This is a genomic window from Haloarcula laminariae (assembly GCF_025457605.1).
Classification (GTDB): Archaea; Halobacteriota; Halobacteria; order Halobacteriales; family Haloarculaceae; genus Haloarcula; species Haloarcula laminariae.
The window spans coordinates 23,862-45,593 of sequence record NZ_JAMZFY010000003.1 but is presented as its reverse complement, the minus strand read 5'-3'; the positions used below and the strand labels follow the sequence as shown (position 1 = coordinate 45,593).

Genomic DNA, 21,732 nt, shown 5'->3' with positions numbered 1-21,732 from the left:
CAGAGGTAGCTATTGGTCTGAACGGTGGCCCAGAGATCGAATGAAGAATGGGGCCATGCCAAGCGGAATGCCATCACTCCGACTTTGCGACTTCGGTACGTCAAACGAAGGCGGTGTCCTATGTATTGGGAATCCGCCTTCGACCCTTATATTGGGGAGTTTGATAAGTGGGTATGGAGCGTCGACAGGTCCTCAAGACAGCCGGACTTCTCGCAACAGGTGGCGTAACTGGTCTCGCCGGATGCAGTAGTTCGGGGAACGGAGATAGTGGCGGTGAGCCAACCACGACTGAAACGCAGGAGACAACTGGTGGGTCAGGAGACTCGAATACCGTTATGATGGTTACCGAAGGGAGCGAGTATTATTTCGATCCCATCGGTCTGTTCATCGAATCCGGGGAGACAGTCACGTTCGAAATCCAGAGTGGGAGTCACTCGGCAACTGCCTACAAACAAGGAACGAGTTCAGCAGAGGTGACACGGATTCCCGAGGGAGCAGAAACGTTCAATAGCGAAATCCTGAGTGAACAGGGGGCAACGTTCGAGCATACGTTCGAGACCACGGGGACGTACGATTATTTCTGTATCCCGCACAAGTCCCTGGGGATGGTTGGTCGGATTGTCGTTGGCGAACCCGGCGGTCCCGCGGAGGGGAGTATGCCGCCGGACGGAGACGTTCCCGAAAGCCAGACCATCGTCGATCAGGGCAGCGTCTCATACAGCTCGTTCTCCGGGTAGGCGGCCGCGTATACTGCGAGCTGTGCGCTCTGGAATCGCTTGTACACCATATGGCCGACATTGACTCTGCTTCGGACTTCCAGTATGGAGACATACGCTGTCGATGACGCTCGCACAAGGCTCGTGGCCGACATACACGGATGCTGCCCTCGATAGTGTTCGGCGAGAACGACGTGAGGTCGAACGTGAATGTCGAGCCTTCCAACGGTTTCGCCAGCGTATTCAGACAGTCGACACACAGACTCCTCGGTTCGAACGGTCCGTTGTTGGAGTGAATCAGAACTTTATATCCGAAGAGAAGTCGATCCGTGATGCCATCGAGCCGTGGTATCATGATACTGTAATGGCAGTCGACCACTACGGCGACGTGTACGGTGATTCGTTCGAGGCGAGCCTCAGTGCCGAGTTCGGGGTCGATGTGTTGGTTCTAATCTCGGAAGCGACTACGTTCTCACCAGTCATCAAACAACGACTCCTCGAGGCCGCACAGCAGTGTATTGACAACCGCCAGGTCTTTCTGGAGAGCCTCCAGGATGAATTCACTACGCTCAAAGATGCGCAATCTACAGTTCAGGAGATTCGAGAGGCGATAGCAGAACTTGATTCTACGGAATTACAGAGGGGCTCAGATACTGAACTGACCGACCGATACGACACGCTTCACACGTTGAATAGTGAATGTAAGAGTTGGATCCAGCAACGGCAGGAGGAAATCCACACTCATCGAATCGATCGATCGGCAGACGTGGATACCCACACTGATCTCTGTTCGTATCTCTATGAGGGTCTGGAGGTTGATTATCCGGTATTGGCGACGTTTGTCGATATCTTGGAAATCATTTCCCAATATGAGTAGTTCCTTCTTTCACTTCCTACTCAGTCGTCAGTGTCGGTTTCCAGCAAATCTACAGAGAAAGCAAGGCGAGTGCCTCGGGGCTTGACCCCGAGGTGGTTCACTTTGTTAACGGTTTTGTCTATCCGGTCACAACAGTACATATGGAATTCGACTTTGTGCGCTCGGTGGCTCCCCTTGTCGTAATTGTCGCCGTCGCGGCGATCGCGCTCACGACCGTGATGACCTCCTCGACAGTCTTCATGATGGTTCTGCCCTCGATGATCGTCTTCTCAGTCATCGCGTTCTTCTTCGGGATGAAACACGGCGAGTTCCGCGCCAGTCCGTAACAGGCCGACCCAGTAGCCGAAATCCGCCAGATTGCGATCCATGCTAGCCTCCAGCTGTGTTGATTCCGATTCATTTCGATGACCGATTCGCAGTCCTGGCGACGGCTGTTTCAACGGGGCGGTGTCGAACCAACGGTAGTCCACCAGGGGCGGTTAACCACTATCGTTCAGTTAGATCCAGTCCGGGTCGTCGTATAGAGCGTCTCTACGTGGAGTAGCCGGCGTACTCCATAAGCTGGTTGAAGATGTCCGTATCCATGACGGACCGATAGACCACTCCAGTAAGCATCCCGCCGGGATAGAATGTGCCGTTCATCACGTGGTTGACTTTGTGACAGTGCATCAGGTAGATGCCGGGGTCTGCATCGGCAGTAAATTCGATCGTGTGTCGTTCAGCAGGGGCAACGTTCGTGACGTCCATGTCGTGTCGGGCAGCCTCCGGAATCGTCCCGCCGTCCTTTTCGACGCGCTGGAAGCGGTGGTTATGGATGTGCATCGGGTGCGACATGTACCCGCCGTTGACGAGGTGGATACGAACTGAATCGCCCTCGTCGACGATGATCGGGGACCCTTCTTCGGGGTGCAGCGTCCGGGGCGCGCTCTTCCCATTGACGGTAAACACGTCTGGATTTCGACTTGCCGAATTGTAGGTGAAGTCCGCCTCACCGGCCCACTTCCGTGGAACCCGCGAATCCCAGTCCTTGATCGTCATAAAGTACTCGCGGTCCGCCGGTTCGTAGCCTTCGGGATCGACTCGGTAGACCCCGTACATGCCCATGTCGATATGTCGGTGGGTCTGGAAGTGACAATGGTAGAAATGCGTCCCAGGGACGTTAGCGGGTATTTCGTAGGTGTGTGTCTCCCCTGGCGGGACCTGAATGCCGGTCGTCGTCGGAACACCGTCGTTCTTCCACGTCTTGCGAACCCCGTGGAAGTGAATCGTGTGGGGACGTCGGCCATCGGTATTGTCGAGTGTCACCTCCATCGCGTTACCCTCGGTCGTTCTAAGAATTGGGCCGGGGACGCTGGGGTCGTTGTCGTCGGCCTGGAACGCCCAGACGCGTGGGAATTCGACGGGCCCACCCATTGTATCGAGCGGGTGGACGGCGTGGCGGGCCTGCTGAGTCCGCACCGTCACTTCGCCGCCCTGCTCGTCGACGTTGACGACTGTTGGAGGGCTGGTGTATGGGAGATTAGGCGAGTCAGTTTGTGCCTGCGTGGGCTTGTCGCTCGTTGCTGCTGGCTCGTTGGTTCCGCCCGCAGAACAGCCTGATAACGAAGCGAGACCAGTCGCGCCAGTTGCCGCGAGAAACTCACGCCGGGACAGTCCGGTTCCGGGTGCGCCGAAACGTGTAGTCATGATACACTCGGTATTTTGGTTGGCCTAAACATAGGGCGACTGCGGCGTCCCAATTCACGGGACAGCGCGTGGATATGTTCGGCAAAAGGCGAATGAAGATCGCGGCCTTTCGCCTATACTTGTTCGCCGTTAGGAGTCCGAAACTGAGGTTGAAAGCGATCAGACTTTTAGAGTCCGCCTGTCGCCGTCAGATAGGCCCCTGCGAACTGCACCGCGTTATACGTCCCGTGAATCACAGCCGGAACTGTGAGGTTGTCCGTGTACTCGTACGCTGCTCCCAGTACCAAGGCCAGGACGAATGCGATACCGATGTACACCAGTTTGCCTTCCCCTGACAACGAGAAGAGATGGATCGATGCGAACAGAGCGCTTGCGAGGATGATTGCACGAGCCGGATGGAGACTTTCACGGAGGGTGCCCTGGACGAGGCCCCGGAACAACAGCTCTTCTCCCGGGCCGACCAACAGAAATTGGAGCGGGATCAGAAGAAGGAAGACACTCGGATTTTGTCGCCCGACCTTGACGATCTGATTCTGAGCCGAGTTCAGACCCAGGGCCGTGATTACTGAGGACGCCACAAAGAGCAACCCAAGGATCGCTATACTCCCTCCGATAATCACCGCCCCCTCACGCTTGTCAGGCAGACGAACTGGAACGAATCCAAATCCGAGATCACGGCCTTTGAGATAGAGGATGGCGATGCCCCCAAACGTCACTCCTTGGAGGAAGAACGTACTCAAGACCAACCTGAGGGCTGGACGTGACGCGAGGTCGACTCCGAACACTCCGACGACCGTCGCGACGGCAAGGATTACGATAGCCCCCGCGACGTATGATCCATACGTGAGACCAATCGCCGAGGCGACAGACCGGAAACGAGATATCGACGACATACTCAGATGTGTGCGTAGGGCTCCACCCTACAAGCTGGCTGTAATAGGTCGACTCCGGCACTATCCATTACAGGACTTCCCGCGGTAGTAATTTTATTCATGGCTGATGTTCAGGTTCGACGAGGTTCGATCCAGCGAGGACTGTAATGGTCACGAGTACGAACGCGATCAGTGAGAGATTCGGAATCGTGAGTCCGAGCACCGGAGCCTGCCATTGGACGACTGCACAGGGGCCAGCAAAGGTGCATGAGGCCGTCGTTGCTTGGAGCACGGAGTGATATCCCGCGATTAAAACACCCACCACGGACAGTGGCACAACTGTTCGCCAGACTGTGTTGTGACTCTCGAGGGCGGCAACGCCGAGAACGACGACAAGCGGATACATGAGGATACGTTGATACCAACAGAGGGTACACGGAACGAGACCGAGGCCGAGACTGAACCAGAGGCTTCCCAGGGTCGCAACCGCCGCGACGCATGCCCCGCCTGCAAGCCAGAATCGTCCTTCGGACATCCATGATTCAGTTTGATCCAGTTGCATCTTCGATCAACTGTCTTGTTCGCTCTTCGTTTCCGAGTGGATTGACCGTCGTGCCATTGATGAGGAGCGTGGGTGTGGCGTCAACACCGGCATCGCTCGCAGCCCTGTCAGTCGCCCGCAGCGCGTCGTCGTACTGCTTTTCTTGGATCGCCGTGCGGATCGACGCAGTTTCCGAGACGCCTGCCGACTGCGCAAACTCGACCAATCTCTCGGCGGTCGCCCACTGGTCGCTTTCGGGTGGCTGATTCCGGAACACGTATTCGTGAAACGACCAGTACGAGGCTGGGTCGGTGTTCCAGACGGCTAATCCGGCCTGTCCAGCTGCCGGGGCATCGGGGCCCAAAAACGGGTCGCCACCGATATATGCGAGATTGCGGAACTCGAGCGCGATCGTGCCTGGTTCCACGTAGTCCGTCACGAGCTGTGAGAGCATCCCCGTACTGAACTGGGCGCAGTACGGACACTTCCAGCTCCCGAAGTATGTTACCGTGATATCAGCATCAGCGGACCCCATCGTCGCATACCGGAAATCGCTCGACGATTCGGGAATCGGGGCAGTGGCGACGGCGCCCCCCTCACCTCCAGCATTCGCACCGCCATCCGGTTCAGTACCCGTATCGGTAGAGAGAGCGGTGGCGCCGATCACGAGACCGGCAGTGGCGGCACTACCACCGGCGAGGAGAAGTTGCCGGCGGGTCAGTCCTCCAACAGCAGCTCCGACACCTCCCTCGGAGAGCCGCTCTGAGAAGGTGATTGAATCAACGACTGTATCGGCCCGTTTGTAGTCCACACGTGAGAGGTCGTCGGGATGCGCGGCGAGCCAGTGTCTGTAGAGTTGCTCGTCGGTTTCGTCACCGAGTTGTTCACCACAATAGTGGCAGGCGCTGTGATCGTTCCATGTATGGTCACGCGCTGCTCCAGCTGTTTCGAACTGATCTGTACAGATCGGGCAGGTATGGGCAGTCATTCGTGATCACTACTCCAGGTGGCAGATTTCATAGGCTCCGTGTTGTGCTCTCGTAGTGAGCTGAATCGTCGGTGTCTGTGGCATTATTTTATACGGAAGGTGTCATCAGCGGCGGAGATATGTGACAAGGAAGGTCGTCAGGAGACAGAGGAGAATAAGAATTGCCACGCCGAGATGAGTCGTCACGATGATCGGTTGGAGATTTTCCGTGACGGTCAGTCCTCCGAGGATAACCTGTAACGGAAGCAGGACAAGAGCAGCCGTGGCCGACCATTTGACAATCGGGGTATTCCGGTGTGTCACCCACGCTCCCAAAGTCGTGGCGACGATCAGAACCCCGGCCGTCATCGCCAGTCCACGGTGAGCCCACTCTGCGAAGATTTGGAGTGCAGAGTATGGCGAGTTAGTAATGATATCGGGTTGGAGGAAGGGGACCCACGTCCCGTAGCAGGTCGGCCAATCAGGACAGGAAAGTCCAGCACCGATTGCACTAGTGTAAGCTCCGAGAAGCATCACGATATACGTCACTAGTAGCGTGAAGCCGGCGATATGTCTGTACCCGATCGGAATCCTTGAAATCGTAGCTCGCACGTCGTGCCAGCGGAGTCGGGCTTGAGACATAATATTGGGTAGGGACGCTGACTGGCGGTGTGACTAGTTGATGTCTTGGAGGCAAAGTGTTAGGCCGGATTCCCAGCGAGTGGGACACCGCCTGCTATTCATTGAGGAGCCGTCCCACGGCACTGTTAAGAAGACCCACGGTTTGTAGGGAAACCCCCTATACGCCGATAGTATGATGGCTCAAGAACATACCCAGGAACGATCAATAGATGAACGCGACCGTGAGGTGAAGTCTGCTAACGACAACACCTGTCCAGAGTGTCAGGGCCATATTACCCTGAATAGCGACAGCGGTGAGGCGACCTGCGAAAGCTGTGGGTTGGTTTTTGAAGATGATCCAATTGACCACGGCCCGGAGTGGCGTGCATTCACGTCGGACGAACGCGATGAAAAGAGTCGGGTCGGTGCTCCGACGACGCAGCTGATGCATGATAAGGGCCTGAGTACGACTATTGGTTGGCAGGACAAGGATGCCTACGGACAGGCTGTCTCCGGTCGCAAACGTGCTCAATTACAGCGCCTCCGGACGTGGGACGAGCGGTTCCGGACGAAGGATGCCCACGAGCGGAATCTCAAGCAAGCGCTCGGGGAGATAAGCCGCATGGCTTCCGCTCTGGGACTTCCGGAATCGGTTCGGGAAACTGCAGGCGTGCTGTACCGGCGTGCTGTAGAGCAGAACCTGCTCCCAGGTCGCTCGATCGAGGGCATGTCGACGGCGTCGTTGTACGCGGCTGCTCGACAGCATGGAATGCCACGGCCGCTTACGGAGTTCGCCGATGTCAGCCGTGTCGAGAAAATCCGGATCCAGCGAGCGTACCGATATCTGTCCCGAGAACTTGGGCTGGAGATCGAGCCAGAGGATCCCATGCAATACATTCCCCAATTCGCGTCCTCGCTTGACGTGAGCGACGAAGCAGAACGGCGCTCTCGAGAACTGCTTGAGGTAGCTACAGATAATGCCGTCCACAGTGGAAAGAGTCCAGCTGGATTGGCGGCTGCCGCTCTGTATGCTGCGACCCACCTCACGAACGAGCAGCTCACACAGGAGACGGTGAGTGAGGTCGCCCACGTCAGTCGAGTCACGATCCGAAACCGATACCAAGAGCTTCTCGAGGTGTATGCGCAGCATGACTGACCGGATAGCCCCTGCCGGGCGAAATTCGGCCACTGATTGGGTCGTGACACGATATTTACCATGAGCGAGTTCTCAATACAGACCGAGCTCGAAGTATTGGAGCTGCTCGTGGAAGAGTCACCGTGCCATGTGATGGAGATCACTAACGCCGTCGATGGACACCCGATCACCATTGACCAAACGTGTGCTCACCTCCATAGTGAGGGCTGTATTGTTCCACTGGGGAGGGGTCTCTACGAGATCACAGACGCAGGCGAACAACGACTCGAAATTCAGCACGATTCATAACCGCTTCACAACTGTGTCACCATGTCTCCCCTCTTTCGATGGATCGGCCGTCATGATTCTGGAACCACGATCCCGACTGAGTTCGTGGGACCAATGGGATGCCTCTCCAGCAATCGGACACCATATCCCGAGGACCACGTATTATCGAATAATGGGAGATGATTCAGTGTCGTCCGAGGACACTCCGGAGGTACAAGATGTCCTTGATGCGCTGGATGATCCCGCGTGTCGGGCTATTCTCCAGGAAACTATCGAACCAATGACTGCGAACGAACTCCTCGACGCATGTGACATCCCCAAGTCGACGCTGTATCGAAAATTAGAACTCCTCAGTTCCGCTTCCCTCGTTCGAGAACAGGAGACGATCAACCCCGGAGGTGGACGGGTCACCTACTACGAGCGGTCGTTCGAGGACGTCACAATCTCTATGGACGACACAGGGACGTTTTCGGTGAGTGTCGACCGACCGCCGCAATCTACCGACGAACGGCTTGCAGATATCTGGTCGATGATGGGGGACGAAGTATGAACGGCGTCATCACGGCGATTGCAGTCGTCAAATTTGTAATTCTGCTTCTCGGTGGCGGGATCACCTACATTGCATTTAAAGCCTATCGACGGACGGGTGAGGACTCGCTACGCGTCCTTGGTGTCGGGTTCGGTATCATCACACTCGGGGCAATCCTGACTGGCGTGGCCAATCAGTTCTTTTCTGTCGGATTGGCCCTCGGCGTTCTCATTAACAGCCTGTTCGTCGCCCTTGGCCTCGCGGTCATCATGTACTCTCTCCACATACAGCAATGATCGTGGCTCAATATCTAACTCTGGGGCTAATTCCAAGAACTAACCCCGAACGAGAATTCAGCTAATGCACCGCATCACGATTCCAGAAAAAACCGATATCTCGCATCGGCAGTGGCAACAGGCGTGGAACCCAATAGACATATTGATTCGATATTTTGTGGCCAGTTTTGTCCTGGCCAGCGTACTCTTAATCCCGCTTGCATGGGTGGTCGATTCGTATGCTCTTGTTGTTTTTATATTATTCCCGCTTATTGGAGTTTCACTCAGTATTATCATTTGGCGACGCTCCTGTTCAGCAGTTAATACTACCTATCAAGAAGTTCTCGATGACATGACCAACTGGCGTAACCTATCTGAAGACGAGATGCAGGTTTGGACCTCTGAACTGAATGGCTCAGGCGAACAGTATGGCGTCGATCCGGCTCAAAAATATACGCTAACCTACGTTGAGGCGGCTGACGAGTATACACTGATTAAGGAGATAACTATTGATTTTGCTAATTTGGAGCCTTCCACGAAATCTGAGAGGATTCCATCTCAACAGATTATATCACAGTCATTTGAGTCGGGAACATTTAGACTTCGTTCGTCGAAAGGGATTTGGAACATTGATGGTCTCAAGAGACAATGATTGATCGTTCTGGAGTTTCAAGAATTTGGAATCGGATCTCATCTATCTCCCTTGGCACCTTCTTGTTCGTCGGGGGAATCATTCTCCTAGTAGGTACCTTCACCGTGAGTGCAGCGCTTGCCCCATCAATAGACCGAACAACGAAACTCGATTACCAGCCACATACGTTAGTCGGGTCTCAGGGGGGTGGCCCGGGCTGGCACGAATACGGCAGCGTCTACCTTCTCAACGGTACGAACACTACCTGGCGTGAATCGAGTGCTGATAGCTATTTCGACGTCACACAATCGGAGAACGGAACAGTGTTAGCTGGGTTTATGGATAGCGGATATACTTCGTGCGGACCGTACGAATCTCCCTGTACCCGAACGGGATTCCGAGTCATTGACCCCGGACAAGACCCACAGGTGCTTTCGGAGTATAGCTTCCCGGTCCGAACGAACAAGAACAGCGAAGTCCACGATGTCGAACGACTTCAGACAGGAGAATACCTCGTGACGGATATGGAGTACGAGCGTATATTTACTGTCAAGAACGGCGAAGTCACGTGGCAGTGGAATGCGAGTTCGTTCTACGACGCCCCACAAGATCCGACGACGACCGACTGGCTACACATCAACGACGTGGATGTCATCAGCACCGGGCGCTATCTCGTCTCAGTACGGAATGCCAACCAACTTCTCGTCATCGAACGCGGTGAGGGCGTCGTCGACGTCATCAACGAGGACACGACCGATTCAAACGATGCCAACTGTCGGAAGTCAGATCAGCTAGCCGACTATGACAGTGATGGCGATATTCGATGTGGTGACCCCGACGTGCTCAACCACCAGCACAACCCCCAGTGGCTCGGTGATGGTGCTGTCCTCGTCGCTGACAGCGAGAACGACCGTGTCGTCGAACTCCATCGAACGGAGACCGGTGAGTGGGAGCCAGCGTGGGCCGTAGATCAGGTAGAGGGGGTCGCATTAGATTGGCCTCGGGATGCAGATCGCCTCCCGAACGGAAACACGCTCATCACCGACACCCTCAATCGGCGACTCGTAGAGGTCGACGAATCCGGGACTGTCGTCTGGAGCGTTCGAACAGAGCGTATCCCATACGAAGCCGACCGGCTGCCATATGGCGAGCCTGTCGGAGCCCCGACCTACACGAATAACGGCAGCAGCGTCGACAGCCCTGACGCCGGCGTGCCGGGCCTCTCACTACTACTGGTCGGGCTTCGGGCAGTCGTTCCCTCAACGCCGTTCTGGTTCCGGGAACCACAACTCGGACTGACGCTTGTCTCCGCACTCCTCATCGCCGTCGGCGGAGGTAACCGAATTCGTAACTAAATTTCCTCTCGAAGCCAGTTGAGAGCTTGCTCGCGTTTCTTGACCTCAAAGTATCGCATTTCGTTGGGAGCAACTGGCCAGATCGGCCGGATTGCATACCACCAGTCGAACAAGAGTTTCGCCCATCGTGTATCGCCGACTGCGGCGTACCGGTCGATATCGAAGTCAGGGCCGTACCGGAGATCGGGAACCACTCCGTGGAGGTGTGTGAGAAACGTCCTGAACGTCCAGTTCGGAACTTCCTCGTACACGTGGATGTGCCCGTACTGGTCACTCTTTTCGACGAGCAGCGAGTACAGCTCTTGATAGCCTGTTCGCGTGCCCTGCCCGACGCGAATCGCAATGAGGTTCTCGTTCGTCTCGTCCAACACCTCGAACATTCGATTGGGTGCTGTGTGGGACATCGCTAGTGGGAGTGATTCGTAGTACCGACAGGGTCGGTATCTGGGTCGGTATGCCCGACGAGCTCGACGGTTGCATGGTCGATTCCTCGATCCGTGAGATGGTTGTGGACCTGTGACTGAATTGTCCGTTGCTCCTCAAGTGTGGTCGACGTATCGGTGAGCCGGACGGTTGCGACGGTGAGTTGACTACAGACTTGCCAGACGTGGAGATCCTCAATCTGGTCGACGCCGTCGAGTGTCGTCAATTCATCCCGGAGTTCTTCAGACGACACCGGGCTCCGTTCCAGCAGGATCGAGGTGCTTTCCCGGAGGACGTTCCCAGCCGACGCGAGTACCAGCAGCCCAATGAGTACGGCCGCCACAGGGTCTGCGATAGGGAGGTCGAACACTGCGACGGCGGCGGTCGAGACGATTACCGCAACAGAGCCACCGGCGTCACCGAGCAGGTGGTAGAACGCCCCGCGCTCGTTGAGACTCATCTCACCACCCTGCAACACGTACACGGAGCCGATGTTCACCAGCAGTCCACCCGTCGCGATGATCAGCGTCAACTCTGGATTGATCGCCACTGGCTCAAGGAACCGCTGGTAGGACTCCCAGACGATGTATCCGACCATTGGAAGGAGCAAGACGCCGTTCAGGAAGGCCGCAACCGGCTCCAGTCGGTGGAGACCGTAGGACCACGCCTCGCCACCCTCGAACCGTTCGGCGGTGTAGCTCGCGCCAAACGCCATCGCGTACGCAAGCATATCGAACAGCATGTGGAGTGCGTCGCTGATGAGCGCGACCGACCCGAACAGGAGTCCACCAGCCAGTTCGATGACGAATCCGAGGAAATTCACGACCGCGACGAGCGCAAGCCGACGCGTACTACCACTTGTTTCAGACGGGTGTTCGTGTTCTGCCGTATCCTCTTGTGCGTGCTCGTGGAGCGTCATACATTCACGTTGGAGGGAGTGCTATTTCGATTCCGGGGAATCTGAGGATTCCTGAGTAGACTCCTCCGACCTATCTTCAGTCGCCAACGTCGAATCCTCCGTAGAGGATTCAGTACGATCCGAGGAGTCAGACTCGCTATCCCGTTCCTCAGCTGCTGTGTCGGAATCTTCCGATTCCTCGGTGAGCGATATATCCTGGGCGGAGGAGCCACTGAAGTCGAGCGGACGAAGCCAGATGTACCAAACGACAAATATGGTTGTACCATAGCCGACGATCCACACGAGATCAGCTACGGCAGAGAGATTCGCCTGTTCGAGGGTGTATACCAGCAAACCGGGACCGATGAGCCCAACGAGCACAACGAGGACAGCAAACTGCGGAGACGAGAGTCCGAACGGGTATTCCTGCTGATCTGACTCCGTATGGGATGTTGCATTTCCCTCGTTCTCAGCACCCATCTTACCCCTCCGAAGCGTTGGTTTCGGTGTCTGTGTCTGGCGTAATTCGAGAGAGTCGCATCGCATTCCCGGTAACGGCCGTCGTCATCCCGGCGTCGCCAGCGAGGACCGCCAGCCAGATTGGGACGTATCCGAACGGGACTGCGACGGCCAGCCCGGCTTTGACAGCGAGACTCGACCAGATGTTCTGCCGGATGACACCGTTCGCATCGTTTGCGAGTTCGTAGAGGTACGGGAGCTTTGCGAGGTCATCGCCCATCAAGGCGATGTCCGCGGTCTCCAGCGCCGTATCCGTCCCGGCAGCCCCCATCGCCACACCGACTGTGGCGGTGGCGAGCGCCGGTGCGTCGTTGATGCCGTCACCGACCATCGCAACCCCATCGAACTCATCGACGAGTTCCTCTATCGCGGCCACCTTCTCTTCGGGGAGTAGTTCGGCCTGATACTCGTCGACACCGACCTGGTCGGCGATCGCGCGGGCAGTCCGTTCGTTGTCCCCCGTCAGCATCACCGTTCGGGAGACACCGAGTTGCTTCAGTCGCGTCACCGTTCGCTTCGCTTCCGGCCGAATCTCGTCGGCGACCGCGATGACGCCCTCGAGTTCGTCTTCGGTCCCAACGAGGACGACGGTCTTGCCTTCAGCCTGGAGTTCGGGAACGGTCTCTTCGAGGAGATCGAGACAGTTGTTCCGGTCACACATCTGCCGGGCTGTCTGTGTCACGACGCCACCGTCGGTCGTCGCGTGAACGTGCGAAAGATCGAAATCTAACTCCTCAAACAGACCCGGTTTGCCTGCGAAGTGTGGAGTCCCGTCGAGGTCGGCACGAACACCCTTGCCGGTGATGCTCTCGAAGTCATCGATCTCGCGCTCGGCGACCCCTGCGCTGCCGGCTTCGGCGACGATCGCCTCGCCGATGGGGTGTTCACTCCGTTGTTCGAGTCCCCGTGCACACCGGAGCACGTCCTCCTCCGAATTCCCGTTCAGAGGAACGACGTCCGTGACGGTGAGCTCACCCTTCGTCAGGGTTCCCGTCTTATCGAACGCGACGACGTCGACCGCACCCATCGCTTCGAGGTGGTTACCGCCTTTGATCAGGACGCCGTTCTTCGCGGCACTCGTAATTCCCGACACCACCGAGACAGGCGTCGAGATGACGAACGCACAGGGACAGGCCAATACCAGCAGCGTCAGCCCGTAGACGACGGCCGTGGACCAGGTTGTGCCGAGGACATATGGGCTTCCCACCGTCGTCAGGATGGCGAAGGCGACGACGACTGGTGTGTAGTACGTCGAGAAGCGCTCGACGAACTGCTCGCGTTCGGTCTTGTTCGACTGTGCATCTTCGACCAGCTCCACGATGCGCGAAAGCGTATTATCACCGGCTTCAGAGGTGACCTCCACTTCGAGATAGCCCTCCTCGTTGATGGTGCCGGCGTACACCTCGTCGCCCGTCGTCTTGTCGACGGGGACGCTTTCACCCGTGATCGGTGCCTGATTGACTGCGCTTTCACCGTCGACGACGGCCCCGTCCATCGGGATTTTCTCCCCCGGCTTGACGACGACGATGTCTCCCACGGCGACCTCATCGACGGGAATCGTCTCCGTGCTTCCATCACGCTTGACCGTCGCTTCATCCGGAGAGAGGTCCATCAGCTCGCGGAGGGAGTTCCGGGCGCGATCCATCGAGTACCGCTCCAGCAGTTCCGCGACGCTGAACAGGAACGCGAGGGTGGCGGCCTCGAAGTAGAGTGCCTCACCGAAGACGAGACTCGCAACGAGTGCGCCGAGGATAGCCACCGACATCAGAAAGTCGATATCGAGGTTCAGATTCCGCGCCGAGTAGTAGCCGTTGCGAAGGATCTCCTGGCCGCCGGTGGCCACTGCAATCAGAAACAGTACGTCGGCGACCAGCAGATCAGTACCGAGAAGGCCTGCGATCTGTATATTCTGGCCGATCAGGAAGAATTCGAAGAGTAAGCCGAGGGCGACGAATCCACCACTCACCCACGTCTTGAGTGCGCGCGAACTGGTCCAGATACCCTCGCGCTCTCCGCCCGCTTCCTGCCGTCCTGATTCGTCACCTGTCGTGGCTGTGACCTCGTACCCAGCGCTTTCGATCGCGTCGATGACATCAGCTTGCCCAGCCCGCGACGAATCGTACGTGACGACGACGGTTCCGGTCGTCGGCTGCGTCTCGTATGTTGTGACTCCACCGACCCGGTTGAGGGCGTTTTCGATTTTACCCGCGCACGAAGCGCAATCCATCTCTGGGACGGTGAATTTCGAGGTCACTTCGCCAGTGTTCTCGACGGTGTATCCAGCTTTTTCAACACGTTCAGCTATTGCGGTGGCGCTCGTTTGCTCGCGGTCGTACGAAACCGTCAGTGTTCCCGTCGTCACCTGTGGATCGACGCTATTGATTCCGTCCAGCTTTCCGACGCTGTTTTCGACCTTTCCTGCACAGGATGGGCAGTCCATCTCCGGAACGGAGAACTGTGCAACATCCCCTTGATCTATCGATTGGGCAACGTCATCACCGTCTTGTCCTGTGTGCCGGATATGCTCGTGCTCCTCGTGCTCGTGGTCATGTGTATGAGCCTGCTCGTGAGAATCCTCTCCGTGGTCGTGGGTGTGATCCGGTGGTTCACCACTTCCATCGTGGGATTCCTCGTCAGGTGAGGTCATTACATACCGCTAGCTACTACAGACTTATTAAATCGACTGCTACTAAACGGCCTTATTATGGCAGTCTCTAATAAAATATTCGGGCCGAGTTATTAATTCGGCCGGTAATCCGTCCCATTCTCCGGACCTAAGTCCGAATTGCTCGATACTCGCCGTGTTTGATCCCGAGGAGAAGGTACGGACTTCACACACGGTGAGACCGACGCTGACCACATCACCACTGGTACTCACCGGATTCAGTATCGTCCCCTCCTGATTCTGATAGCAAGTAGAACCACGAACGTGATCTCTCTCTTGTGGTATCGAATATTATTGTAGTACGGTACTGTCGCTCAATCAGATGTTGTTTCCGGTGTCTCGGTCTTCGACATTTTGGCGCGGGTCTTCTTCCGAACGAAGCCGACCCAGAGAGCTGCGCCAACGAGACAGATGATGCCAGCGATAGCAATCGATTGACCACGGATTGTTGTCCCAATCTGATTTTCTGTGATCAACAGGATTCCGATGCCGATGAGGACGAATCCTTGAATACCTGCAGCTTTCGCTGGGCCAGAGATATACCCCGCCTCCGTAAGAATGCCAGCAACAGACCCTACGAACAACAAAAGTCCTGCAACGGATACAGGACGAAGGCCGAGAACAACACCGACCTCCGAGAGAGCAAATCCAATCGCGACGAAGAGTGGCCATGGACTCGACCCGGTGAAGGTTGCGTCCGAGTCAGATGGATCGCTCATTATCTCGAATTGAGTTTCACGATATAATAAATCGGCTGTTATTGATCCCTTCATCGTTAATAGAATATGGCTGTGATTCAGACGTTAGTTAATATTCGTGCGATATAACGTCTCACTCTTAAGCCGGTAATGCTTCTTCATCCTAATTCTCCGCGATATCCCATCTTACGGTCAAATGGTTTTATAGAGACGCTCTGCCTACTCTTTTTCATGTGCATCTACTGCGACGCCTACGAAGAAGAGCGAGAAGCGAAGAGTCAGTCCCCGGCCGAGGACAACCACTCTGAACAAAAGGCTACTTCAACGCCGTCAAAGGGAGTGTTTGTACAGCTTCGTTCTTCGCTAGTAGATCTGTTGTAGCCGACCATTCTGCCCGCTGATATCGCCACGTAAGTCGATATACGAGCGGAGAAGTTCGAACGTCGAACCAGAACGGTTTCAACGCTGACTGGCCTACGGCCGATTAACAGCTTTCGAGAGTATGTCATACGAAGGCACTACGGTTCCACAGCGTGACTCTCCTGCAGGGGAGTGTGATTACTGTGGGCATCCGTTCCCAACGACCGACCGCCTCGTCCTCCACAAAGGCTTAGAACATCCCCAAGAGTTGGATGCCGACGAGGAAGACGCGTTCCTCTCTGCCAGAGCGGACGAAGAAGACGAGTTACGCACGCTGCGTCTGAAAGCACTTGGAGCCCTTGTGCTCCTATACTTCGGTTTCTTAATGCTATATGCCATCGTCGCCTGACTCAGACACGAATTCTGGAGCACGCAGGGAGGGAGACACAGACTCAGGGCTAGAGTCGAGGCTTCATAATTGGGTCGTATCGAACACAAAGCTCAGACTCCTGATTCAGTTTGTAACCTGGGTCTCGGTATTGACGCTGTTTACCGAAACAGTCGCTGCCGGGAACGGAATGACGCTCTCGAAGCAGCCACGGGATACCCTCGCCGTTCCCCGATGGCTGTACCTTGCCACCGGTGGTGCCACAATCGGAGCCTCCGCTTTGCTGGCGAGTTTCGTCACTGATCGGGCGTTTATCCGTTATCTCCACAGCTGGTCGGTTCCTGGCCCAACGATTGATGACTGGCGAACACCTGTTGTGTGGACCGGACGTGGACTCGGGATCGTCGTCCTCGGACTGGCAGTGTACCTCGGAGTGACGGGCCCTCAACTCCCGACAGCGAGTTTCACCATCTTGGTCACGTTCGTCGTCGTTCGTGCAGGCTTGCCGATGCTCACGTATCTCGGAGGCAATCTCTGGCCAGTGCTGAACCCCTGGCGAGGAATCGTCTCGCTACTTCCAACTGGATTCCGGACGTATCCAGAAGGATTAGCCCGATGGCCAGCTGTTGGTGGCCTATTACTTCTCGTGTGGGTTGAGGTGATTTTTCCTGTCAGCACGATTCCGTCCGTTCTTTCGATTGCGATCCTCGGCTACAGTGTCGTCACAATCGCAGGCGCGGTACTCGTCGGTCCCAACGCATGGTTCGGGAACGCAGATCCGTTATCCGTCCTGTTCCGATTCTTCGGGGCTGTCGCCCCTGTAAAACGGCGGGATGGGAAGCTTACTGTAAAACTGCCCGGTAGTGACCTGACCAACGCAGACGTAATCACTGACACATCCGATGTTGCGTTCGTCATTGCGCTAATCTGGGAACTCACGTACAGTGGCTTCATCACGACGCAGACGGGCGCAGCAACTATCGAGACACTCGTCAGCCACTCCAATATCGGAGTGGGAGCTGTACAAATTCGTGCGATCCTCATCTACACGCTCCTTTTCGTCAGTGGCTACGTCGTTTTCTTCGGCGCGTATTGGTATGCTGGCGTACTCTCTCGGCGACGGACTGGGACATACATCTCAGCGAAACGCATCGCCTTTCGGTTTGCACCCTCGCTATTGGCTATCGCAGCGGGATATCACCTCGCTCACTACACTGGACTGGCCGTATCCCTCAGTCCGGCTCTAGGGATGGCGATTGTCTCCCCACTGTCGCCTCCAGCGAATCCCCTGACATTGTCTCCACCTGGATGGTTCGAGGGCTTGAGTATCGCCTACGTGCTCGTTGGGCATCTCCTCGCTATTTGGGCAGCGCACGCGACCGCCTACGAACTCTTCTCGAGTCGTCTCGTCGCGATCCGGAGCCAGTACCCATTCATTCTTGTGATGATCGGTTACACCGTCATTAGCCTCTGGATTCTCTCACTTCCAGGAGCGACGCCCCCTTATCTACCCTGATTCTGGTGGATTCGAGGGTACAGCTGGTCGCACACTGGCTGACAGAAGCCACCCTTCGGAACTTCACTCGACAGTGAACTCAACCGGATCCATATCGAGAAATGCGGTTTCGTAGCCATCGTGCCGCGCCAGTTGGGGTGGTGTCTCGACGGTGAGTCTGACCGTATCGCCCGTCTCGAGTTCATCGAGACCCATCCCATAGAAACTCCCGAGGTCGGGATCGAGGGACGCTTGGAGTGTCCCTTGTGTGATTGTGTCCCCTCCTCGGTCGAGTGTTGCTGAAAGAGCCATCCTCGGGAGCATCACGCGATTGTACGGTGTTCGAGGAGAGACGATCAGGAAGGGACCGTCACTATCACTAAACCGATGGTCACCGTCAACGAGAGCAACGAGTATCGTCGCATCACTGGATTGCCCTTCGTGGAGAAGTCGACCAGGAAGCTCGGATTTTGTCGGTACGACCGGTTCAGGGACCATTTCCATGTCCATTAGATCGACTGTCCCACGGGTACCGGCTTTGTCGCCTAACCGGCGAATCTCCAAATTGTACGTCTCATCCGTATCGAACGTGAACTGCATCGTGGCAGACTGTCCCTCTGTAAATCGCCCGTCGATTGGATTCGTACGAGCTGTCTGCAAGGGGCCGACCTGGAGCGTCACATCGTACTGTCCTTCCCCCGGAAGCGCGATATTGTCGCCGTAGTGGAACCCCATATTCGGCGAAATCATCGGCCAGAGGTTGGTCGAAGACACTCGACCGTCGCTGTTACTGATTTCGACAGAGACGTCGACCGGGAGGATCGTCTCCGTCTCGGTGTCCCAGACACTCGCCATCAGATGCACCGAATCATCCGACTGAACGACGACTTTCGTCTTTCGTGAGCCAGTGAGATTCCAGAAACGGTGCGGGAAGGAATGCATCAGTGCAAATCCGAGATCGCCGGCCGTCGTCGTTCCGTACATTCCCATCCCTTCGATGATTGCCGGATAGTAGACTGCGTCAGGTCGATCCTCCACCAGCGGTGGATCACGCCACGCGGACTGCGTCTCGAACCCGAGCTGACCCAAGCAACCAGACAGCAGCAGTCCTCCCGAGAGGGCGGCTCCCTGTCTGAGAAACGTTCGTCGATTCATCGTCCCATCTGCGATGGTATGTTTGGTTGGTTCATATTGAGTCGACCTCGCTGTCATCAACCGGAAGTATCTGAAACTGCCAGCCTCGGTCACTTTGTGACTGTCTACGCCAGGCGAACGACGAATCCGGTGAGTACCAGTAGTGAGACGACGCCGAGTAACGCCGCCAGTAAGAGGTGTTTCTCTTCCATGGGTTTGGCTTCGATTGGATTTCTAAAGACACCTTTGAAACTACAACGTCACCTGCACATCTGGCATATCAACGAAGGCTGTCTCGTATCCTTCATGGCGAGCCGTTTGTGGGGGCGAATCGACTGTGATCGTCAGTTCATCTCCCGTCAGTACGTCCGCAACCGTCGTCCCATAGTGATAGCGGAGATCTGAATCGATGGTTGCCTGCAGAATTCCGTCGAATACCGACGTACCGTCGCGTTGTAGTGTTGCCGATAGTGACATCATCGGCAGCATGGTCCGATTGTAAGGCGTGCGCGGAGACACAGCGAGGTACTTCTGCTCCTCGTCACCACCGAAACGCGACGCGTCTTCGACGACCGTAATCGCGAACTTCGCGTCTCCGCTCGTCTCCGAGCCACGCACGTCGCCGGGGAGTGCGTCTGGTGTCGGCACCTGCGAGTTCGGTAACATCTCCATGTCCATCAGGTCGACAGCACCCTTCGTGCCTTCCTTGTCGTCGGGGATATCCGTGTACGAGATCTCATTGAGCGTCGATTCGCTGAACTCGAACTCGAACGTGAACGATGTGTTTCCTTGGTTCTCGGCCAGCGAGCCGGTCCGTCGCGTCGACGGCCCGCCGATGCTGACCTCGACAGTGTATGTGCCGTCGCCCTGAAGTTGTGCGTTATCACCGAAGTGAAAACCCATCGGCTGGGAGAGCATCGGCCACGGCGCGAACTGATCAATCGACTCACCGTTCTGTGTAATCGTGAGCTGTGGATTGATATCGGGTGGGATAATCCCCGTCTGTGTCTCCCAAACGACCGGCATGAGATGAATCGAATCCTCGGGTTGAATCTCGACCTTCGTGATCCCATTCGGCTTCATCAGCCAGAACCGGTGCGCATACGAGTACGTGATCGCACACCTGTACCCGCCCTGTTCCTTCATCCCGGGCATTTTCATGCCCTCATAGTGGGTCGGATAGTATACTGCGTCCGGCCGGTTCTCGGGGAGCGGTGGTGCCCGCGCTGATCGCGTCTCGAACAGGCCGGCACACCCCGCGAGCCCTATGAGTGACGTGCCCCCGACCGCTCGAAGTACGTCACGACGATTCATGCGTCACCTCCTGTGCGTCCCCAGCCGGCTGTCCAGGCGGCAGCGCGCGCAACGATCGCGGGGGGACGAGGAAATTACCGCGACGCTCCGTACGGATGTACTGCAGGATGCCGTTGTTGTTTCGCTGACCGACGGCCGACTGCTCGGTAACATCAGTTCCGTTCATCGCTTCTCTCGTGTCGTCGAAGTCGGTGATCCGTCGCTGGAGCGCTAAAAAGTGGAGACTAGCGGCTCCACCGTCGGTAGAATCGAAGTCACGCCGAAGGATGAGCGGTGAGTCATCGTCGTCGCGAGCGCGGGCGGATTTTTGAGAGTGGCCGACGACGCCCATCTCGCGGGCCGTTTCATCCGTCGGCTGACAGTCGTCGATTTTGCTGCTGGTCCCGAGATTGTCTCCAGCCCCCTCGATGACGTCGTTCTCGGCGTGGTACGGACAGAACATCTTCGCCTCACGCTGCCAACGATCGTCCTGATTGTACCACTGGTTGAGGTTGAGCTGGAGCTTGGAGATGTGCTGAGTCGTGCCACCGGCGAACGGCCCCGACTGGATCGTGACACGGTCTTCACTGGCCTGGTTCTTTTTGAATCCCGATTTGAATCCCGATTTGAATCCCATAAACAGGGGTGCGTCCTCCGGGACTTTGTCGGCCGGAACACCCTCCGCATCGTCTGCATTCTCCGCCGGGAGTCCATCCCCGATAAATCCAGTTCGCCGGTCGGCGAGTGAGAAGACATCGGTCAGTGCAGCGTCAGGCTGATCGACACCGTTGAGGGTCGATTTGTTCCCTTTGAGGGCTTCTTCGGCACCGAGCACCACCTGTGCCGTGTTACTTGCGAGATGGACGACCGCATCGGGCGTATCGAACTCGGGTTCCTCAAACGGAGCAAGTGCTTCCGGATCGGGGAGGTCAACGTCGTCGGGAAGCGAGTCGTCGAATCGGTAAAAGTATGCCGGAGAATAACTCACCGTGAGCAATAACCCGTCCCCGCTTCGCTCGTAGGCGTGTTCGATGCCACGGAGAGCTGTTTCAACTTGGTCGCGGTCGTCTTCGTTCGGTTGCCCGTCTCGTCGGTAATTCAAATAGAGAAGCACACGATGGCTCGGAGCGATGATGTTCCCATGGTCGTCCCGTGGGAGGACCTCATTCCAAGCGTGTTGACGTTGTGGATACGACGAGAGATCGTCCGGGCCCGTCGGGACATCGACTTCTTCACGGCCTAGACAGGCACTAAATGCCGCTGTTCCTCCGATAGCGATGGCCGACTTGAGGAATTCTCGGCGAGGGATACCTCTCTCATCACTCATTACCCGGCAATTAGGAAGTCAACGGAAAAGCGGTTCTGG

The 21,732-nt window shown here is 56.4% G+C and carries 24 protein-coding genes; 11 read left to right on the top strand and 13 right to left on the bottom strand.

The window, feature by feature from the left end; translation table 11 throughout:
• Positions 1-173: 173 nt before the first annotated feature.
• The 3 genes from NJQ98_RS17615 to NJQ98_RS17605 all read left to right on the top strand — a co-directional run bounded on the left by NJQ98_RS17615 (position 174) and on the right by NJQ98_RS17605 (position 1,919).
• Positions 174-737 carry a plastocyanin/azurin family copper-binding protein gene (locus NJQ98_RS17615; RefSeq protein ID WP_142980616.1) on the top strand — a complete coding sequence of 188 codons (564 nt, stop codon included), beginning with the start codon at positions 174-176 and terminating at the stop codon, positions 735-737.
• Between the two features lie 103 nt (positions 738-840).
• Positions 841-1,593: a DUF7260 family protein gene (locus NJQ98_RS17610; protein WP_142980617.1), complete on the top strand. Its 753-nt coding sequence runs from the start codon at positions 841-843 to the stop codon at positions 1,591-1,593.
• Between the two features lie 140 nt (positions 1,594-1,733).
• The gene (locus NJQ98_RS17605; RefSeq protein ID WP_092635601.1) at positions 1,734-1,919 is read left to right on the top strand and encodes a DUF7333 family protein; all 186 of its coding nucleotides are present in this window, start codon (positions 1,734-1,736) and stop codon (positions 1,917-1,919) included.
• 205 nt (positions 1,920-2,124) lie between these two features.
• On the opposite strand, the gene NJQ98_RS17600 is transcribed toward NJQ98_RS17605, so the two are convergent.
• From NJQ98_RS17600 to NJQ98_RS19025, 5 genes are all read right to left on the bottom strand, one after another.
• Positions 2,125-3,279 (bottom strand): multicopper oxidase domain-containing protein, encoded by a 1,155-nt coding sequence (locus NJQ98_RS17600; protein WP_142980618.1) that lies wholly within the window; start codon positions 3,277-3,279, stop codon positions 2,125-2,127.
• Positions 3,280-3,446: 167 nt separating this feature from the next.
• Positions 3,447-4,172, bottom strand: coding sequence for a CPBP family intramembrane glutamic endopeptidase (locus tag NJQ98_RS17595; RefSeq protein WP_142980619.1), 726 nt, complete (start codon positions 4,170-4,172; stop codon positions 3,447-3,449).
• Between the two features lie 97 nt (positions 4,173-4,269).
• Complete coding sequence (locus tag NJQ98_RS17590; protein ID WP_220619819.1) at positions 4,270-4,713, bottom strand: disulfide bond formation protein B; 444 nt, start codon at positions 4,711-4,713, stop codon at positions 4,270-4,272.
• Positions 4,694-5,680 carry a thioredoxin domain-containing protein gene (locus NJQ98_RS17585; protein ID WP_262181084.1) on the bottom strand — a complete coding sequence of 329 codons (987 nt, stop codon included), beginning with the start codon at positions 5,678-5,680 and terminating at the stop codon, positions 4,694-4,696. Before NJQ98_RS17585 ends, NJQ98_RS17590 begins: the two co-directional genes overlap by 20 nt.
• A gap of 105 nt (positions 5,681-5,785) precedes the next feature.
• Positions 5,786-6,301: a COX15/CtaA family protein gene (locus NJQ98_RS19025; RefSeq protein WP_142980622.1), complete on the bottom strand. Its 516-nt coding sequence runs from the start codon at positions 6,299-6,301 to the stop codon at positions 5,786-5,788.
• A gap of 172 nt (positions 6,302-6,473) precedes the next feature.
• Here NJQ98_RS19025 and NJQ98_RS17580 point away from each other — a divergent pair, with 172 nt between their 5' ends.
• The 6 genes from NJQ98_RS17580 (at position 6,474) to NJQ98_RS17555 (ending at position 10,493) form a co-directional block, all read left to right on the top strand.
• Entirely contained in the window at positions 6,474-7,436 is a 963-nt protein-coding gene (locus tag NJQ98_RS17580) for a transcription initiation factor IIB (protein ID WP_142980623.1), read from the top strand.
• Between the two features lie 60 nt (positions 7,437-7,496).
• Positions 7,497-7,724 (top strand): transcriptional regulator, encoded by a 228-nt coding sequence (locus NJQ98_RS17575; RefSeq protein ID WP_142980624.1) that lies wholly within the window; start codon positions 7,497-7,499, stop codon positions 7,722-7,724.
• 151 nt (positions 7,725-7,875) lie between these two features.
• Positions 7,876-8,253 (top strand): winged helix-turn-helix domain-containing protein, encoded by a 378-nt coding sequence (locus NJQ98_RS17570; protein ID WP_142980625.1) that lies wholly within the window; start codon positions 7,876-7,878, stop codon positions 8,251-8,253.
• Positions 8,250-8,528 carry a DUF7521 family protein gene (locus tag NJQ98_RS17565; RefSeq protein WP_142980626.1) on the top strand — a complete coding sequence of 93 codons (279 nt, stop codon included), beginning with the start codon at positions 8,250-8,252 and terminating at the stop codon, positions 8,526-8,528. The genes NJQ98_RS17570 and NJQ98_RS17565 overlap by 4 nt, the downstream gene beginning before the upstream one ends.
• Positions 8,529-8,592: 64 nt before the next feature.
• Complete coding sequence (locus NJQ98_RS17560; RefSeq protein WP_142980627.1) at positions 8,593-9,159, top strand: hypothetical protein; 567 nt, start codon at positions 8,593-8,595, stop codon at positions 9,157-9,159.
• Positions 9,156-10,493, top strand: a complete 1,338-nt coding sequence (locus NJQ98_RS17555; RefSeq protein ID WP_142980628.1) for an arylsulfotransferase family protein — start codon at positions 9,156-9,158, stop codon at positions 10,491-10,493. The genes NJQ98_RS17560 and NJQ98_RS17555 overlap by 4 nt, the downstream gene beginning before the upstream one ends.
• Here NJQ98_RS17555 and NJQ98_RS17550 read toward each other — a convergent pair.
• The 5 genes from NJQ98_RS17550 to NJQ98_RS17530 form a co-directional block, all read right to left on the bottom strand.
• Positions 10,490-10,873, bottom strand: a complete 384-nt coding sequence (locus tag NJQ98_RS17550; RefSeq protein ID WP_142980653.1) for a SpoIIAA family protein — start codon at positions 10,871-10,873, stop codon at positions 10,490-10,492. The genes NJQ98_RS17555 and NJQ98_RS17550 overlap by 4 nt on opposite strands.
• 26 nt (positions 10,874-10,899) lie before the next feature.
• Positions 10,900-11,835: a cation diffusion facilitator family transporter gene (locus NJQ98_RS17545; RefSeq protein ID WP_142980629.1), complete on the bottom strand. Its 936-nt coding sequence runs from the start codon at positions 11,833-11,835 to the stop codon at positions 10,900-10,902.
• A gap of 21 nt (positions 11,836-11,856) precedes the next feature.
• Positions 11,857-12,294, bottom strand: a complete 438-nt coding sequence (locus tag NJQ98_RS17540; RefSeq protein ID WP_220619818.1) for a DUF7996 family protein — start codon at positions 12,292-12,294, stop codon at positions 11,857-11,859.
• 1 nt (position 12,295) lies between these two features.
• Positions 12,296-14,980, bottom strand: a complete 2,685-nt coding sequence (locus tag NJQ98_RS17535; RefSeq protein WP_262181077.1) for a heavy metal translocating P-type ATPase — start codon at positions 14,978-14,980, stop codon at positions 12,296-12,298.
• 332 nt (positions 14,981-15,312) lie between these two features.
• Positions 15,313-15,717 (bottom strand): DUF7541 family protein, encoded by a 405-nt coding sequence (locus tag NJQ98_RS17530; protein ID WP_220619816.1) that lies wholly within the window; start codon positions 15,715-15,717, stop codon positions 15,313-15,315.
• Between the two features lie 481 nt (positions 15,718-16,198).
• Between NJQ98_RS17530 and NJQ98_RS17525 the strand changes: the two genes are divergently transcribed.
• Both NJQ98_RS17525 and NJQ98_RS17520 read left to right on the top strand, forming a co-directional pair.
• Positions 16,199-16,465, top strand: a complete 267-nt coding sequence (locus tag NJQ98_RS17525; protein WP_220619815.1) for a DUF7410 domain-containing protein — start codon at positions 16,199-16,201, stop codon at positions 16,463-16,465.
• A complete protein-coding gene (locus tag NJQ98_RS17520) occupies positions 16,449-17,960 on the top strand; it encodes a hypothetical protein (RefSeq protein ID WP_220619814.1) in 1,512 nt (503 codons plus the stop codon). Before NJQ98_RS17525 ends, NJQ98_RS17520 begins: the two co-directional genes overlap by 17 nt.
• A 63-nt stretch (positions 17,961-18,023) precedes the next feature.
• Here NJQ98_RS17520 and NJQ98_RS17515 read toward each other — a convergent pair whose 3' ends face one another.
• The 3 genes from NJQ98_RS17515 to NJQ98_RS17505 all read right to left on the bottom strand — a co-directional run bounded on the left by NJQ98_RS17515 (position 18,024) and on the right by NJQ98_RS17505 (position 21,693).
• Positions 18,024-19,094, bottom strand: a complete 1,071-nt coding sequence (locus NJQ98_RS17515; protein ID WP_262181075.1) for an iron transporter — start codon at positions 19,092-19,094, stop codon at positions 18,024-18,026.
• Positions 19,095-19,325: 231 nt separating this feature from the next.
• Positions 19,326-20,387: an iron transporter gene (locus NJQ98_RS17510; protein WP_220619812.1), complete on the bottom strand. Its 1,062-nt coding sequence runs from the start codon at positions 20,385-20,387 to the stop codon at positions 19,326-19,328.
• A complete protein-coding gene (locus NJQ98_RS17505; protein ID WP_262181074.1) occupies positions 20,374-21,693 on the bottom strand; it encodes a DUF7405 family protein in 1,320 nt (439 codons plus the stop codon). Before NJQ98_RS17505 ends, NJQ98_RS17510 begins: the two co-directional genes overlap by 14 nt.
• Between the last annotated feature and the right edge of the window lie 39 nt (positions 21,694-21,732).